Consider the following 15,782-nt stretch of genomic DNA (forward strand, 5'->3'; position numbering starts at 1 on the left):
AAGCTAATTCACCATGCTCTACGACGGATTGGTCATCGCAATAGCCGCCATTGGTGTGATTGCGCTGTTATGGGCGGTAAAGACCCTGTTCAAACCAGGCTGGTTACTGGGATGGCTGAAGGGGACTTTTGGTTTGATGCTGCTGCTATGGGCCCTGGTCATGGCATTTATGGCCTGGGACATAGTCAGCTACAAAGAGTTATTGGCGGAAAAAACCATCGCCACTATCAACTTCAGAAAACTTGGTGATCAGCACTATCGCGCGGTTTTGGTCAGTGGTGGCGGCCAGGAAGAAGCCTACGAGTTACGCGGCGACCAATGGCAACTCGATGCCCGTATTTTCAAGTGGAGCAAAGCCATGGCGAAGCTGGGTTTCAAACCCACCTACCGACTCGATCGCCTGGCCGGGCGATATTATTCCTTGGACAAAGAACGCAGCAGCGACCGTACGGTGTATAGCCTTAGTGAAAGCCTGACCAGTGTGGATGTCTGGGAATGGTTCAACTACTTCGATAAAAATGTGCCCTGGCTCGATGCCCAATACGGCAGTGCCACCTTTGTTCCAATGACCGATGGCGCCTTGTACGAAATCCGGTTGTCGCACACCGGGCTGTTATCGCGACCACTTAATCAGGCGGCTAAAGACGCCGTCAACCACTGGCAGTAAACCCAATCTCATCATCAATCATGGAGTCCAATCGTTGGAGTTTTTAGCTGAATACGGCATGTTCCTGGCCAAATCCGTGACCTTAATCGTTACGATCGTAATTATTCTCGGCCTGCTGGTTGCCTTCGGGCAGCGCAATAAAGGTTCTGACAAAGGCCATATTGAGGTCACTCGTCTTAATGATCGCTTTGAAACCGACAAAGAGATCATGATGGACGCGGTGTTGGAGCCCGAGGATCGCAAGGAACTCCTGAAACAGGAAGAGAAGCGCCAGAAGCAGGAAAAAAAGGACAAAAAGCAGCGTGCCAAGCAGGCCTCCGATGATAAGCAAAGCGAACGTCGCAAACGTGTCTATGTGCTGGATTTTCACGGTGACATCCGCGCCTCAGCGGTGGACCACCTGCGAGAGGAAATCAGTGGGGTTCTGACGCTGGCGGAAAGCTGCGACGAAGTTGTGGTACGCCTCGAAAGTGGTGGCGGTATGGTTCACAGCTACGGACTGGCCTCCAGCCAATTGGACCGTATCAAGAAAAAAGGCATTCCACTCACCGTCTGCGTAGACAAGGTGGCGGCCAGCGGCGGCTATATGATGGCCTGTGTTGCGGACCGCATCCTTGCGGCACCCTTTGCCATCATGGGTTCTATTGGTGTGGTGGCACAGCTCCCGAATTTCCATCGATTGCTGAAAAAGCACGATATCGACTTCGAACTGTTGACCGCTGGAGAACATAAACGCACCCTGACAATGTTTGGTGAAAACACAGACAAAGATCGCGAGAAGTTTGTCGAAGATCTGGAAGACACCCACGACCTGTTCAAGGCCTTCGTCAGTGAACATCGCGATGTTGTGGATATTCAGCAAGTCGCCAATGGCGATGTCTGGTTTGGACGCCGTGCCCTGGACAAGCAGTTGGTCGACGAATTGATGACCAGCGATGAATATATTCATCAATGTGCCGAAAACGCAGATGTTTACGAAGTGGAATTTGTGCTCAAAAAGAGTATTCAGGAGAAACTCGGCTTTGCGGCCCAAGGAGCCGCAGACCGGTTGTTGCTGACCTGGATAGAACGCCTGAGAAGTGCCCGATACTTCTCTTGAGACAAAATGTGTAAGAGGTAAATCAACATGAGTGAGATGTTCAAAGCCCTGTGGGTCACCGAAAGTGGAGAAGACAGTTTCGAACAGTCCATTGTGGAACGTTCCCTGTCAGACCTGCCGGACCACCCGCTGTTAATCAAAGTGGCTTATTCATCCCTGAATTATAAAGACGCGTTGTCCGCGCACGGTAATCGCGGAGTCACCAGACAATACCCGCACACACCCGGCATCGATGCGGCCGGAACCGTAATCAGTGACACTAGTGGTCGCTTCCAGGAAGGCGATAAAGTGATCGTAACCGGCTATGATCTGGGCATGAACACTGCCGGTGGCTTGGGTGAGTACATTCGTATTCCCAGCGAATGGGCGATTCACTGCCCACAAGGCCTGAGTCTGCGCGAAGCGATGATTTACGGTACCGCCGGACTGACCGCGGCGCTGTGCATTAACAAGCTGCGCACAGCCGGGGCCAAGCCCGATGACGGAGACGTTGCCGTCACCGGCGCTACCGGCGGGGTGGGGTCCATGGCGCTGGCCATGCTCTCTAAACTGGGTTTCAATGTCGCCGCCGTTACCGGCAAGTTGGAGGCCAGCGAGTCACTCTCCAAGCAGGGCGCCAGCAAAGTAATCGACCGCGGCAGCCTGGACGAGCTGGCGGCCAAACCCATGGCCAAACCCCAGTGGGCCCACGCTGTAGACTGCCTGGGCGGGGACTATCTGTTCTCACTGGTCAAGGCACTGCAGTACGGTGGCAGTGTCGCCGCCTGTGGCCTGGCAGCAGCCTCCAACTTCAAAGCCAACGTCTTTCCCTTTATTCTTCGCAACGTCAACTTACTGGGTGTCGACAGTGTAGAGTTGCCTCTGGCAGTCAAACAGCAAGTATGGGAACAACTGGCCGACGAACTGAAGTTACCGCAGCTGGGCAGTATGGCGCAGGAAATCTCTCTGGAACAGGTACCTCAGTATTTGGACCAGATCTTTAACGGCCACGCACTGGGCCGCTATCTGGTCAAGGTAGGTTCATAATCGGATTCAGTCGAGGTACTTGTCACAAGCCTCATTGATTTCCGCTTCAATACTGGGCGCGAAGGATCGCGCCAACAGGCTCAGCTTGACTTCGACAGTGAGGGTATCTTCCCCGCTCACCAATTCGCCTTTACTGCCACTGATATGTCGGTATTGTATGCTGTTGCCACGAATGGTTTTGCTCCCACCAATTTGTGCAATCAGTTTATCCGTAATTTTTTCTGCCAGTTCCTGGCACTTCTGCTGTCCCAGCTGGTGATTGCGCTTAATATAGATTCTGCTCACGAACTCTCCTCATACCGCTTTGTTCTTATCGATCAGCTGACCGAAAGGAGGTAGCTTAACAAAAATGGTAGCAGAATAAAGGAAAGCAGTGTCGACGCCACTACCAGACCAGCGACGGCCTGTGGATCCCGCTCGTACTTCAGTGCAAACAGGTAATTAAAGACAGCCGCGGGCATTGCTGATTGCAGAACAATCACGTTGCGCTCCAGCCCGTCGATACCCATCCAACGACAAATCAACCAGGCGGAAAACACGCCTCCCAATACCCGTACGCTGCTGAGAATCAATGCCCGATGCCAGAAATTCACCTTCAGACTGGCCAGTGACACACCGAGGGTCATCAACATGAGCGGGATGGTGATATTACCCAACAGCTCCACGGTAATACTCGCCCACACAGGCAGCGCCCATTGTTGCGAGGCAAACAGGATCGCTAACACCGTGGCGAAAAACAGCGGTTGTCGTGCGATATCGGCCGCGGCAGAGGACAGACCTTGCTCGGCTCCCCGCACGATCACGATTCCCAGCGTCAGATGGGCCACCATCATAAATACAAAATACACCAGACCCAGTGCCAGACCGGCTTCACCAAAGGCAAACAGACACAGCGGCAGCCCCACATTGCCGCAGTTGGGGAACAGTAGCGGAGGCAAGTGTGCGGGGATGCCGAGATTCATGATGCGCAGGCAGAGGAATCCGACCACCAAAGTAAACAACAACACCAACGAAGCGGCAGCCAACAACTGCAGCACCCCGCCAAGTTGCAACTCAGTGCTGCCCAGACTGCTGAGTATCAGGCAGGGGGCACCGATATTCATTACCAGCCGGCTGATAAAATCGGCAGGGTAGCGGTGTCCTCTTCGGACCCACATAAATCCGATGCCGGTGCAAACCAGAATCGGCGCAATGACAGAGAAAAGTTGATTTAACATGGGCGCGGATAATAGGGGAATCCTCCGCGCCCGCCAACCGGTTTATGGCTTGCTATTGAACCTTGAGTCGAAACGCAAGCAATCCAGCCAACGCCATGGGTACAGCAAAGATATAGAAATTCAGCTCCATGGACATACCCATGGCGATAAAGATGCCACCCACATAGGGGCCAACCACCGCACCGAAACGCCCCAGCCCGATGGCCCACCCAACACCCGTGGTTCGCACCTCAGTAGGGTAAATTTTGGCCGCAACCGCATAAAGCCCCGTAAATCCGCCCTGTAACAGGAAACCGATCACCGCCAGGCTGACGAGCAGGGGTAGATGATCCGCCAAGGTGGCAAAGGCCGTCATGGTGATAGCGGCGCCACACAGAAACACCGCAATCAGCTGCGACAGAGAACGACCCGCCGCCATCCAACCCAGCATCAGTATGCCGATGACTCCCCCGCCATTAAAGGCAACGGCACCGTAGACCCCCTGAGCTTCAGACAAACCCGAGTTGATCACCAGCTTCGGTACCCAACTCATCAGGAAATACAGACTGATAAAGCAAAAGAAAAAGGTCGACCACAACTGCAGGGTGCGGGCGCGACGCTCAGGCGTCAGCAGACTGAAAACACTGGCCTTGCTTGCCTCGGTAGCCGCAGGGGCTGCAGGCAGCTCCTTTAATGGCTCCTTATCCATCTTCACCAAAGCGTCATTGATTTTCTCCAATGCTCCGGGAGGTCGCTTGGTGATCAGGAATTGCAGAGACTCCGGCACCCACAGATACACGACGGCGACCATCAGCAGAGTTGCTACACCACCAACGAAGAAAATACTGGGCCAGCCATATTCCGTTAGCAGCGGTGCGGCAATAAAGCCCCCCATAGTGGCCCCAAGAGGATAACCGGCAGTGATGCTGACCACGGTTAAACTGCGATACCTGGCAGGCGTATACTCCGACGTAATGGTGGCAAGACTTGCCAACATGCTGCCGACACCAAGCCCGGTAATGGCCCGAAGTATAACCAGCTGCCACAGGGCCGTCGTGTACCCGGTGAGAACCATACTGGCCCCAATCGCCAATACGCAGATTAACAGCATATTGCGCCGACCGATGACATCGGAATAGGGGGCGAGGAACATCGCCCCCAACATCATTCCGGCAAGTGCCGTGCTAAACACGATACCCAATTGTTGCGGCGGGATTTGCAAAGACTCACCAATGCTGTGCGCGGTAAACGCCATTGCGGTCACATCAAAGCCGTCCAACATGTTAAGGATCAATGCAATAACGATAATCGTAATTTGAGCCGAGGAAATACCCTGGCGATCCATGACATCGTCGATCATGGACAGGGTGGTGGTTGGGCTGCCAGCCATAGTGAACTCCCGCGACAGTGGTTATTTTGTTGTGTTTGGCGATGAAACGTGAAGAACCTCTTCACTCGCGATCTTCAGTTCCGCCCGGTTGAATCCCAGACGTTTCTTGCCGTAGCTCTGATAGAGTTTAAGCTGGTCGTCGTGGTGCGGACTGCGTTTGCCGGAGGCATTGATAAACCCACTCTGCCCCGGGCCAAACACATCCCAGGCTTCGATATGGGTGCCTCGAGCAACGAACAGGTTGTTTTCGGAACCACGGTTCTGGATCACCGGCAAATCATAATGGGCGCTGTCCAAGGCTTGCGGAATACCACGAAAATTGGTGGTGACAAATTCCAGCGGATAGGGTTTAACCCGCCAGGAGTTCACGTCTTCTCCCTGTATTTTCAACAACTCAGACACAGCAGTTCGGAATGCCGCCGCAATCACCTTGTGCGGATTTTTTCCATTGAAAAAGTCATAGGACAGCGGAGCACCGCTTTCAAGGGCATCGAGATTTCGAATCAGGGCCTTGGTACCGGGTTGCAGGTTAACGCTACCAGTGGAAGCAACTGTCGGTTGTCCGGTGGGAGCAAAACGATACAGATAACGTTCGCCGATATCGTCTTTAAGAGTCTGTTGTAACAACTGTTTTAGCCAACGCTCAAAGATCGCTGCGCCCGCGCCGTCAAATTGACCGTCCTGATCTTGATCCCTCCAGTAGCCGTCCCAACTCTTGAACGCTTGCAGAGCCTGCGTTTCCTGTCGAGAAAGCTGTGCCAAAGACAGTGCCTGTAGCAGCCGTGGTTTGAGGTAAGCCAGATTGACGTCCTCATGGGAGGCGCGGTCATTGATCTGCCAGACTTGTTCGGTCGTGTGAGAGGAACGTGACGTAATTTCGTCGATCAACACATCGGCCCGGTCGCCTCGTCCCCAAGTCAACCACCACAGATCGGGGCTGGCCCAGTTGGCGCCGGGGCGGTTGTTCCAGTTCACCAGGTAATTCTGGCTGGGGTTATAAACGCTGGGGTTGTCAGAGCCCGGCCGCATGCCTTGCCAGTCGAATTCACCGGTACCGGGAACAGGCAGACGGGTATCATGACTGTCGACACGCACGGGATAGTGACCACCATGGCGATAACGCATGTTGCCGTGTTTATCCATAATGTAAAAGTTGATGTTGGTGGCAATGCGTTCCAACACCGGTTGTACCTGTTTAATATCCTTGATCTTGGCTAGATCGATCCATCCCAGCAGCGACTGCACTTCTTTGCCTTCCCAGGCTCTGGCCTTGGCGTAAGCAATACCCTTGTCTGCGTCGAGTTTTTGAATCATCCCGTGAATACTGCGTCTTGCAACAACGGTAACGGGTTTTTCATCTTTGACGGCGATGGTTTCCGTCCAGCGATCAAAGCTGCGGTATTGGCCCTGGTGCAGGTATTGCTCCCGGTTATCGGGATTGAGTTGTTCAACGAAAATGTCCACCTGATCACCAAAGCCCGCGGTGCTGCCCCAACCGATGTGATTGTTGTGGGCAAACAACATGGACGGCAGTGCCAGCAGGGTGTTACCGACCAAGTCAAAGTCCCCACCGTGCAAGCCAACCCCGTAAACATAGGAGGGACTTGACCAGCCAAACTGGGGGCCATTGACCAGAACTCCTTCAGCACCGTTCAGGCGCTCGCCATTGACCATCCAGAGGTTGCTGGCGGAACCAAAGCCGGGCGTTCCTGTAGTGCCACGATCTCGAAACTGTTGTGCCAGCAGCAGCTGGTTGTCACCGTCGACGAGGGTCGGTGCACGATTGCTCTCGGGGTTGTGAATCAGGCGTGGTATATCCACTCCGGTGTGTTTGAATACATCGAGATAGCGGGGTGCTTGCGAGTTTGATGACGCTTCGGCCTCACCCGCTCTGGGTACAGTCGTCGGAGACTGCACATCATAAAGCCACTTGGTGGCGGAAAAGATATTCCAGGCCTGCGTCTTGCCGTGTTGACTATGCAAGTCCTGGAGCAACTGCAGGTTCTCGATTTCAGTATTAAAGTCGGAATAACGGTGTGCAATGGAACCGGCAAACAACATGGCCACATCAGCGGCCGTCCAGGGTTCGGGCTCGAACCCGAAGCGAGTGAACTCCAAGGGCAGCAATTCAGTCTGATTGCCCGCAATTTTCTCCAGGTAGCTGTTAATACCATTGGCATAGCCTGCGAGCACTTCTTGTTTGGCGGGTTGCAGCTGCTCAACCTGTTGCGCAACACTGCGGCTGTCATAGCTGGTGCGGATAAAGCGATCGAAATCCACATAGTCTTTGCCCAATACTTCCGCGACCTGTCCTTTGGCGGTGCGGCGTAACATCTCCAACTGAAACAGCCGGTCTTGAGCCACTGCGTAACCGTACCCGAAGAACACACCGTAATTACTCTCGGCAAAAATGTGAGGCACGCCATAGTCGTCTCGAACCAATCGCACCTCGGAGCTTTTTTGTGCATCAGCTTGCGCCACGTGCCCCGGTTCCGACAGCGTGCTGGTGCCACAGCCGGTTGCGGTGATTAGCGTTGCCGCCAGGGTTGTTACTATGATCGGATTTTTCCCAAACTTCAGACGCCGGCTCAACATACGACTGAAACCTCTTATTATCGTTTGAATATGAAAGTGATTGGAACTTTTGGCACCCGGAAGGCAGTTCACTGCCTCCCGGGAAGGAGGGACAACCTCAGATATTGTAGTTTACGGTCAGACCAACAGTGCGCGGTGCACCCCAGGTACCAATGATGCCCGGCCCTACGGTATAAGTGTGTGAGATGTAGTCGTCATCTTTCAGGTTCTTACCCCAGACAGACACGTCCCACTTCTCATCCACAGATACCCAGCCAATACGGGCACTGAACAATTCCACTTCGTCGATGGAAGTCCGCTGATCCAGGTAATCCGTAATCTGGCGGTCGGTATGGGTGTATTCAAGACGGAAATCAAACCCGCCAACGTCCGTGTCCAGATTGTAGTTGAGTAGCAGGCTGGAAGAATTCTCAGGAGCCTGACGCAGATCAGTACCTGACAGATCCTGACCATTGATAACGAAATCATCCGCTTCCGTATCCAGATAAGCGTGGTTACCGGAAATCTGGAAGTTTTCACTGAGGTTCCAGGTGAATTCCAGCTCGACACCTTGAATAACCGCTTCACCGATATTAGTGGTGAGGAAGGTACCAAACGGATCGGTAGGATTAACCCGACCAAAGCGAACGATCTGAAGATCCTCGTAGTCGGTATAGAACGCCGTCATATTCAGACGCAGGCTGTTATCCAAAAGATCGCTTTTGAAACCCAGCTCGTAGTTCCAGGCAATTTCCGGATCCACCGATTGAGATGCAGCGGCTTTCACGCCCTGAGAGCCGGCAAAACCACCGCTCTTAAAGCCTTTGGAGGCGCTGGCAAAAATCATGGTGGAATCGTTGGGGTGGTACTCAACCGCCAACTTGGGAGAAAAATCACCCCACTCATCAGAAGGGGTTACCGTAAAGGCCTCGTTGATAATCGCCAGACTGCCGCCGACACCTTCACATCCCGGGAAGTTTTCAAATTCAGTACCGGTCAAGTCAAGTCCGCAGTTGACACTGGTGGCCCGGTAGTCCTTTTCATCTACCGTGTAACGAGCACCCAGCGTAATGCTCCAATACTCGTTCAGCTCCCAGGTGCCCTGGCCGTAAATGGCATAGCTGGTGGTTTCGTTTTCGGTAATGGAAATTTCATTGCCGATAATGCTACCATCGCTAAGCGTAGTTACCACAAAAGGGGTGGGGCCGGCGGCAATACTCGGCGCCGTAGTTTTAAACTGCTCCTTGCGTTTGGTCTCTTCCTGCAGGAAATAGAGGCCTACGGTGTAGTTAAAGTTGCCATCCAGAGTGGAGGTCCAGCGGAACTCCTGAGAAAAGGTGTCAATGTCTTCAACAATATCATCGATCACTTCGTCAAACGGAATGCCGATAACGCCAAGGGGCGCACCGATCGATGCCATTTCCCAATCGGTCTCCGCATTGCGGAAAGAGGTAATGGTTGTGAATACACCGCTATCAAAATCGATATCACCCTGCAGACTGATGCCGCTGGCCTCACGCTTGGAGAAGCCGTCACCAGGTGCCGTGGTTTCACGGGGGCCACCGCCACCGTTGGCGGCCATAATCGCGGTCAGTGGTGCACGATCAACCACTGGCGTGCGTCCCATATCCTCACGATCATCCTCCATATAATCCGCGGATAATAACCACTCGGAACCATCCAGTTCCCAACGCAACTGGCCTCGGAAAGACGTCTGGTCTTCATCCTGCTGGTCCTTGTTCAGCAGCAGGTTCTTTACATAACCATCGTGTTCGCGATGAGTCACGGAGATTTTTCCCGCCAGGTTGTCGGTGAGGCCACCGCTCACCAGCCCCTGGTAACGAAGAATGCCCTCATTGCCTACGGTAGCACCCAGCTTGGCGGTAAACTCGTCGGTTGGTTTGGACGTGACTACGCTGATTGCACCACCGATGGCGTTACGACCAAACAGGGTGCCCTGGGGTCCCCGCAGGACTTCCAGGCGTTCGAGATCGAACATGTCAAAGTTAATAGCGGCTGCACGACCGATGTAAACGCCGTCAAGAAACAGGGAGACGGAATTATCCAGACCCGCACCGTCGTCGGCGGAGCTAATGCCACGCATGGAGGGTAAGCCCTGTCCGGGTGAGAATTCAGCATAGGAAAGCCCCGGAACTCGGGCCGCGATGGAACCGGCATCAAATATATCGGCTTTGGCCAGTTCTTCACCGCCAATGGCGCTGACCGCGATGGGGACATCCTGAACATTTTCAGCACGGTGCTGTGCAGTAACTACAACTTCTTCAAGTTGCATCGCGGTGGTATTGACCGCCAGACCGGCGACTAATCCCGTGGAAGCTATAAAGCGAATTGCACTGCTGAGCGACAGTGGTTGAAAGGTATCTAAACCGAGAACGTTGTTCTTCATCGATTCTCTCCGTTATCGTTATTTGATGTTGTCAGGCTAAAAATAACAACCGCCATAAGCGGCCGTTTCTGAACCAGGGAAGATGCTATTTGGTTCGTCTGCCTGGTTTAACACCGCTACTTCAAAACCCCTCCACTTTTTTTTGCATTTTTTTAAAGCGTGTTTTTTGCCAGTGTAGGAGAAGTCCAGTTCAGCCATTTAGTCAAATTGAAAACAGAATTTTTTCGGTAACAGCCATTCGACCCACGTCCACCGGGAAGTTAATCGTTAAACGAAAGGCCCGAAGAATGTCTGGCAGGCACAAGGGGATGCCGGCAAAAAAGTCGGTAAAACTCTTTCAACTAACTGCTAAGAAAGATGAGCGTTATTACTCAAAGTTCCAAGTCAGATTAAGACCATAGGTTCTGGGCGTCCCAAACAGAGCGTAATCATTGCCGCCCAGTCGATAGAGGTGGGTAATGTAGGATTCATCGGTGAGGTTTTTGCCCCACAGAGAAATTTGCCAGCGCTGGTTATCGGCAATATAAGTCAAACTGCCGTCCAGCAACCAGAATGATGGCTGCACCGTTCCCAGATTGTCTGGTTCGCGGTAGCTCTTTGACTGATAGCGATAATCCGCGCGCAGGTGCAATTCTCCGGACAAAATGGGAAATTCATAATGCACTCCCAACACCAGACTGTTCTTTGGCGCCTGGCGCAGGGTATTACCGGTGAAATCCCTCCCGGAAAAATCGTTAAAACTGTCGTAGGTCGCACGCAAGAATGCGTAAGATCCCGACAGAGTCAAGCCGGGCAGGGGAGACGCCATCATCTCCAGCTCAATACCCTTTACCGTCGCAGACGCAGCATTGTTGGTTTCAAACACGCCATAATTATCAATAGTGCGAAATTGAACGACTTGCAGATCACGATAATCGGTATAAAAGGCCGCGACATTCAGCCGCATCAAATCGGCCAGCCATTGGGATTTCATTCCCAATTCCAAATCCCATGCGAACTCCGGATCAATCGACCGTAGTGCCTGCTCCTCAGTACTGGGCGCTCCTTGAAATCCACCGCTCTTCATGCCTCTGGCGACACTGGAGTAGAGCATCAGGTCATCGCTGTGATTGTACGAGAGAGAAATAAATGGTGATAAGTCCGTCCAGCTATCGCGGCTTTCGACACTGAAATCTTCTTGAATCACAGCCGGCGCATTATCGCTAAAGCCTTGCTGTTTCAGCGATTTATGATCGTAGGTATAGCGGGCACCCACTTGCAACTGCAGTTTATCCCACCAGCGGTATCTGAATTGTCCATAGGCGGCAAAGCTGTTGCCCCGATTGTCCTGTTGCACACTGGGGCGGGCGTGTTGAAACGGCCAACTCTCCTTGCGCAAGGTATTTTCCTGTAAATAATACAAGCCCACCAGATACGACAAAGGTCCCTCGGTGGTACTGCTCCAGCGAATTTCTTGAGAAAACTGCCGGTGAACTTCATCCACCCCATTGCTCAATGTCTGATTGGTCACGCTCAGTGGCAGTCCGGTGGAATCCTCCAGCCAATCGAAGTGACTGCGCCGGTAACCGCTGATCGATGTTAACACGCCAGAATCCAGCTGGTATTCGAGACGTTGGCTGATCCCCCATATGGTGCGATCCGTATAGCCGTCCAGCCCGTTGAGTGCATGCCGCCAGTCCCCGCCCAGCGAATGGAACAACTCTGTGGGCAAACGATGTTGATAGAGAGGTGTACCGTCGTCTCCAGCGACGGGGTTGCCCTGATTGTCCAACTGCGCAACCGGATGACCCCGGGCATCCAATACCCGCAGTGGCACGGTACTGTGGATGGGAATGCGGCCGGTGGAATTGAGGTTTTCACGGCTTCCGTCAAAGTTCCAGTGCAACTCCAGCCTGTCGTTAGGCCGATACAGTGTTCTGGCCCGCAGCGCCTGGCGCTGGTTGTCGTGCTGATATTGATCCGACAGCAGATTTTTCTGCCATCCGTCCCGCTGCTCCAGCTTTAGATGCAGGCGTCCCAACCAGTTTTCCGAGAGGGGACCATTAACCAGTCCGGCAATTTCCTGATGTTGATAGTTTCCAGTGCCAAGGGTGGCGCTGGCAAAAGGCGTTTCCGAAGGCTGTTTACTAACCAGCTTGATGGCTCCCCCGATGGCATTCTTGCCATACAGGGTTCCCTGCGGCCCACGCAGTACTTCCACGCGCTCAAGATCGAGCAGATTCAGATCAATGTGGGTGATGCGCCCCACATAGATATCATCTACAAAAGCCACCACCGAATTGTCCATGGCTGCGCCATCGTCGTTGGAACCGATACCGCGAACGTGAATTGAGGGTTGACCAAGACTGAAAGAGGTTATCGTCAATCCCGGTACCCTGGCGTTAATGTCCGCCAGATTGGTAATGCCGCTTTCCTGCAGGAAATACTGATCCAGCACCGACACGGCGACTGGGACCTTTTGCAGGTTTTCCGAGGTTCGTTGGGCGGTAACAGTCACCTCTTCGGTGACTAGACGACGAGGCTCCTGATGTTTGTGCTCAGAGGCCACGGCCTTTTCCTTGTCGGAGGGGAGAGGCTTATGAAAGGTTGCGGCAATGGAGACTGTATCACGATCCAGAAAGCGGTACCCCAGGCCGGAATCCATCAATAGCTGATCCAGGGCCTGAGGAAGCGTCATCACACCTTTAAGAGCGGGAACCTCTACATGGCCAACATCCTGGTTAGACACCGACAGGGTAACGTCAGCCTGCTTGGCAAACTTGATCAGTGACTCTGATAAAGTGCCGGCTGGTATATCAAAAGGCACTATGAACTTGGCGGCTACGACTGTGCCGCTAATCGAAAAACAAGCCAGGAAAACTGCGCTCAGCAGTTCCTTTCTTACCATAGACGCCTTGCCACTCTCTGCTGCGGTTGGGAACCCGCTTTTTATTGTTATCGGCACCGCCTTCGGCAGCTGCCTTTTAACCCATTGTATTCAATTTACCAGATTTAACCTATTCAGCGCGATAGAGCAGGGTGCGTCCGTTGCCCTTGTCTACTGCACTGAGATTAAAGGTTGACTCCAAGGTTGCCAGAGCGCTGGCCCGATTACGCAGATCCAATACCGCCACAACCTCAATATCACCCAATTCGGGGTCCGCCAGGGCAATCTCGCCGGCAAAATAACGGTTCAAGTCGGCCAATACCTGGTTCATGGATACTCCGTCATAGACTTGACGACCTTTCAACCAAGTGGTTGCCGCAGCCGCATCCACCTTATCTTGCCTCTCCCTGACCGCATCTGCCGCCAGCAGTGCGCGTTGGTCGGCAGTCAACACCTGCGTGGATTCGAAATCAGAGGCGGCGGCTGATAATGGATCCGCTGCCAACTGAGCCAGTGGCGTGATGCCAACACGTCCTTCCACCACGGTGACGGTTGCGCCCTTGCTATCCGAGCGCACACTGAAGCTGGTCCCCAGTACCCGCACAACACCGGAGGCAGTCTCAATCAGGAAGGGACGCGAGGCGTCGGACTGGACATCAAAAAAGACCTCTCCTCGTTGCAAGTGAACCAGGCGATACTCGTCTTCCAGGTCAACCCGAATACTGGAATCCGTATTAAGGGTGACCCGAGAACCGTCTTCCAAAGTCACCAGCCGCTGTTCGCCGATTTCCGTGACATGCAGCCCAGTGTCTCCCAGCGGCAGCAGCTGTATGGCCACCAACATCATCATCACAACAAAGGACGCTGCAATAGCCTGTGGCTTGAAAAACCATGGTCTGGCGACGGGGGTAATGGTCGGACGTGGCTTTTCGACCACCTCCAACCGGTCCCAGAGGGCCTCAGCTTCAATATACGCAACCTGGTGCTCCGGCTTGCTTTCCAGCCAACGGTAAAAATCCCGCTCGGTGGCATCGTCACAGTCAGGCGACTGCAACTTCACCAGCCATTGAATGGCGGTGTGTTTGTCCGTTTCTGAGGGCAGGGGGGTTTTCATGTTTAAACTCATCAAATCGTCACAAATTCGTTTCTATCAGCAGCTGTGCAGGTCTTATGGCGCGCCCGACAGCTGTTTGCGCAGGTGATCCAGCGCTTTGATCAAATGCTTTTCCACTGTACTGACGGAGATACCCAGCTCTTCGCTGATCTGCGGGTAGCTCTTGTGTTCAGCCCGGCTCATGGTAAACACCCGTCGGCACTTCTCTGGTAACAGCTCCACCGCTGCCATCACCTTCTCCAGCTCAAGCTGGGCCGCTGCCGTCTTTTCCGCGGAAGCGGTATCCAGGCCACTGTCTTCATCGGCTTCAGCCACAACCGAGTGCTGGTAGTGATCCTGCCGACGCTGCTTGCGCATGCGATTCTGAGCCAGATTGGCCGCCGTCTGAAACAGATAGGCACGGGCGTTTTCAAGCTCCTCCGGAGCGTCCATGCGCAGCAGGTTATGGTAGGCATCCTGAGCGATGTCTTCCGCCTCGTGAGGATCGGACAGGCGCCGTGTCAGAAACCTCAACAAACTGCTGTTGTGGTCCTGGAACATTGACTGCAGAGCCTGAAACTTCTTCAACTGCGTGCGTTTGGCCGTCATTGCTTGCTGCATGGTTGTTATCGTATACCGGCTTACTCTTGACTGTTTAACACCGGTGCGGGCAAACCCCTCCATCTTATGGAGCAAAATCCTGGAAATTTGTGATTTTCATAGAGTTTGTATCAATAGCATAGTTCCGTCACGGCCAATGGAGCCAAAATCAGCTGACCTCAATCCTGCAAATTTACATTAAAGATAATCTGTATCTTATTGATATTTAAAAACTATTTTGAGATTTTCGTAATTTACTTTAAGTTCATGAACCAGACGAACCACACAACCTTTAAGCAAATTTTCACTTGACCCACTGCCAATTCCTTACTACTGTATATTCAAACAGCTATATATTTATACAGGTATTGAGATTGGCGTTATGAAGACTTTTATTAATCAGGTGAATCCCGGAGACGTGCTGATCACACCAGGCTCACGGCATTTGATGGTCAGTGACGTGTTTGTTCCCAGAAACAGCCCGGGCGTGCGAGTGCCTTCCCAGTTCCGCAGCTACGCCAGAAAGATAGTTATGTTTCAGAACGGCACGGTGGCTCCGCTGGCCGATGTTAAACGGCACTATCGAGCAGCTGATGCTGGAGTTTGTCATTAGAGAGCGTAATGATGTCGCTGCGGGTTAATTTCCGGGAAGTCGTTGGCTGCAATCCAGCCAATTAATCTGAGGGACATTTCTATTCAAAAAAAGAGGGACACTTCTAAAAAATTCTAACAACCCATGTTAATGCAAGTTAGAAATGTCCTAACTGTCTGCAACTTAGAAATGTCCTGTATTTCAGAATGCTACTTTGCCTGTGTGACAGCTGGATTGCTCGGTCGTTCTCGCTGCGATTGTTGTTGGGCCCG

Annotated in this window: 12 protein-coding genes; 4 read left to right on the plus strand and 8 right to left on the minus strand. The window is 52.9% G+C overall.

Annotation, left to right across the window (positions count from 1 at the left end; genetic code table 11):
• Positions 1–13 precede the first annotated feature (13 nt).
• Genes HBA55_RS30045 through HBA55_RS30055 form a run of 3 tightly spaced genes read left to right on the plus strand, consistent with a single transcriptional unit; the run spans position 14 to position 2,792 of the window.
• Positions 14–667, plus strand: coding sequence for a cation/multidrug efflux pump (locus HBA55_RS30045; RefSeq protein ID WP_166999125.1), 654 nt, complete (start codon positions 14–16; stop codon positions 665–667).
• A 34-nt stretch (positions 668–701) separates the two neighbouring features.
• Positions 702–1,766 carry a protease SohB gene (gene sohB / locus HBA55_RS30050; RefSeq protein WP_166999127.1) on the plus strand — a complete coding sequence of 355 codons (1,065 nt, stop codon included), beginning with the start codon at positions 702–704 and terminating at the stop codon, positions 1,764–1,766.
• A gap of 27 nt (positions 1,767–1,793) precedes the next feature.
• On the plus strand, positions 1,794–2,792 hold the full coding sequence (locus HBA55_RS30055; protein WP_166999129.1) for a YhdH/YhfP family quinone oxidoreductase: 999 nt from the start codon (positions 1,794–1,796) through the stop codon (positions 2,790–2,792).
• Positions 2,793–2,798: 6 nt separating this feature from the next.
• On the opposite strand, the gene HBA55_RS30060 is transcribed toward HBA55_RS30055, so the two are convergent.
• The 8 genes from HBA55_RS30060 to HBA55_RS30095 form a co-directional block, all read right to left on the minus strand.
• Positions 2,799–3,077, minus strand: a complete 279-nt coding sequence (locus HBA55_RS30060) for a polyhydroxyalkanoic acid system family protein (RefSeq protein WP_166999131.1) — start codon at positions 3,075–3,077, stop codon at positions 2,799–2,801.
• Between the two features lie 32 nt (positions 3,078–3,109).
• The gene (locus HBA55_RS30065) at positions 3,110–4,009 is read right to left on the minus strand and encodes an AEC family transporter (RefSeq protein ID WP_166999133.1); all 900 of its coding nucleotides are present in this window, start codon (positions 4,007–4,009) and stop codon (positions 3,110–3,112) included.
• 52 nt (positions 4,010–4,061) lie between these two features.
• The gene (locus HBA55_RS30070; RefSeq protein ID WP_166999135.1) at positions 4,062–5,378 is read right to left on the minus strand and encodes an MFS transporter; all 1,317 of its coding nucleotides are present in this window, start codon (positions 5,376–5,378) and stop codon (positions 4,062–4,064) included.
• A gap of 21 nt (positions 5,379–5,399) precedes the next feature.
• Positions 5,400–7,973, minus strand: coding sequence for a penicillin acylase family protein (locus HBA55_RS30075; RefSeq protein ID WP_166999137.1), 2,574 nt, complete (start codon positions 7,971–7,973; stop codon positions 5,400–5,402).
• A gap of 97 nt (positions 7,974–8,070) precedes the next feature.
• Positions 8,071–10,359 (minus strand): TonB-dependent receptor, encoded by a 2,289-nt coding sequence (locus tag HBA55_RS30080; protein WP_166999139.1) that lies wholly within the window; start codon positions 10,357–10,359, stop codon positions 8,071–8,073.
• Positions 10,360–10,726: 367 nt separating this feature from the next.
• Positions 10,727–13,246 carry a TonB-dependent receptor gene (locus HBA55_RS30085; protein ID WP_166999141.1) on the minus strand — a complete coding sequence of 840 codons (2,520 nt, stop codon included), beginning with the start codon at positions 13,244–13,246 and terminating at the stop codon, positions 10,727–10,729.
• Between the two features lie 109 nt (positions 13,247–13,355).
• Positions 13,356–14,339: a FecR family protein gene (locus HBA55_RS30090; protein ID WP_166999142.1), complete on the minus strand. Its 984-nt coding sequence runs from the start codon at positions 14,337–14,339 to the stop codon at positions 13,356–13,358.
• A 54-nt stretch (positions 14,340–14,393) separates the two neighbouring features.
• The gene (locus HBA55_RS30095; protein ID WP_166999144.1) at positions 14,394–14,939 is read right to left on the minus strand and encodes a sigma-70 family RNA polymerase sigma factor; all 546 of its coding nucleotides are present in this window, start codon (positions 14,937–14,939) and stop codon (positions 14,394–14,396) included.
• 361 nt (positions 14,940–15,300) lie between these two features.
• Between HBA55_RS30095 and HBA55_RS30100 the strand changes: the two genes are divergently transcribed.
• Positions 15,301–15,531 (plus strand): hypothetical protein, encoded by a 231-nt coding sequence (locus HBA55_RS30100; protein WP_166999146.1) that lies wholly within the window; start codon positions 15,301–15,303, stop codon positions 15,529–15,531.
• The last annotated feature ends 251 nt before the right edge of the window (positions 15,532–15,782 follow it).

The organism is Pseudomaricurvus alkylphenolicus (genome assembly GCF_011683955.1).
GTDB classification, from domain to species: domain Bacteria; phylum Pseudomonadota; class Gammaproteobacteria; order Pseudomonadales; family Cellvibrionaceae; genus Pseudomaricurvus; species Pseudomaricurvus alkylphenolicus.

What these genes read in the sequence shown, in the direction of transcription:
- HBA55_RS30045 (WP_166999125.1), top strand. Translation starts at nt 14, where the DNA reads ATGCTCTACGACGGATTGGTCATCGCAATAGCCGCCATTGGTGTGATT.
- HBA55_RS30055 (WP_166999129.1), top strand. Translation starts at nt 1,794, where the DNA reads ATGAGTGAGATGTTCAAAGCCCTGTGGGTCACCGAAAGTGGAGAAGAC.
- HBA55_RS30065 (WP_166999133.1), bottom strand. Translation starts at nt 4,009, where the DNA reads ATGTTAAATCAACTTTTCTCTGTCATTGCGCCGATTCTGGTTTGCACC.
- HBA55_RS30070 (WP_166999135.1), bottom strand. Translation starts at nt 5,378, where the DNA reads ATGGCTGGCAGCCCAACCACCACCCTGTCCATGATCGACGATGTCATG.
- HBA55_RS30075 (WP_166999137.1), bottom strand. Translation starts at nt 7,973, where the DNA reads ATGTTGAGCCGGCGTCTGAAGTTTGGGAAAAATCCGATCATAGTAACA.
- HBA55_RS30080 (WP_166999139.1), bottom strand. Translation starts at nt 10,359, where the DNA reads ATGAAGAACAACGTTCTCGGTTTAGATACCTTTCAACCACTGTCGCTC.
- HBA55_RS30085 (WP_166999141.1), bottom strand. Translation starts at nt 13,246, where the DNA reads ATGGTAAGAAAGGAACTGCTGAGCGCAGTTTTCCTGGCTTGTTTTTCG.
- HBA55_RS30090 (WP_166999142.1), bottom strand. Translation starts at nt 14,339, where the DNA reads ATGAAAACCCCCCTGCCCTCAGAAACGGACAAACACACCGCCATTCAA.
- HBA55_RS30095 (WP_166999144.1), bottom strand. Translation starts at nt 14,939, where the DNA reads ATGCAGCAAGCAATGACGGCCAAACGCACGCAGTTGAAGAAGTTTCAG.
- HBA55_RS30100 (WP_166999146.1), top strand. Translation starts at nt 15,301, where the DNA reads ATGAAGACTTTTATTAATCAGGTGAATCCCGGAGACGTGCTGATCACA.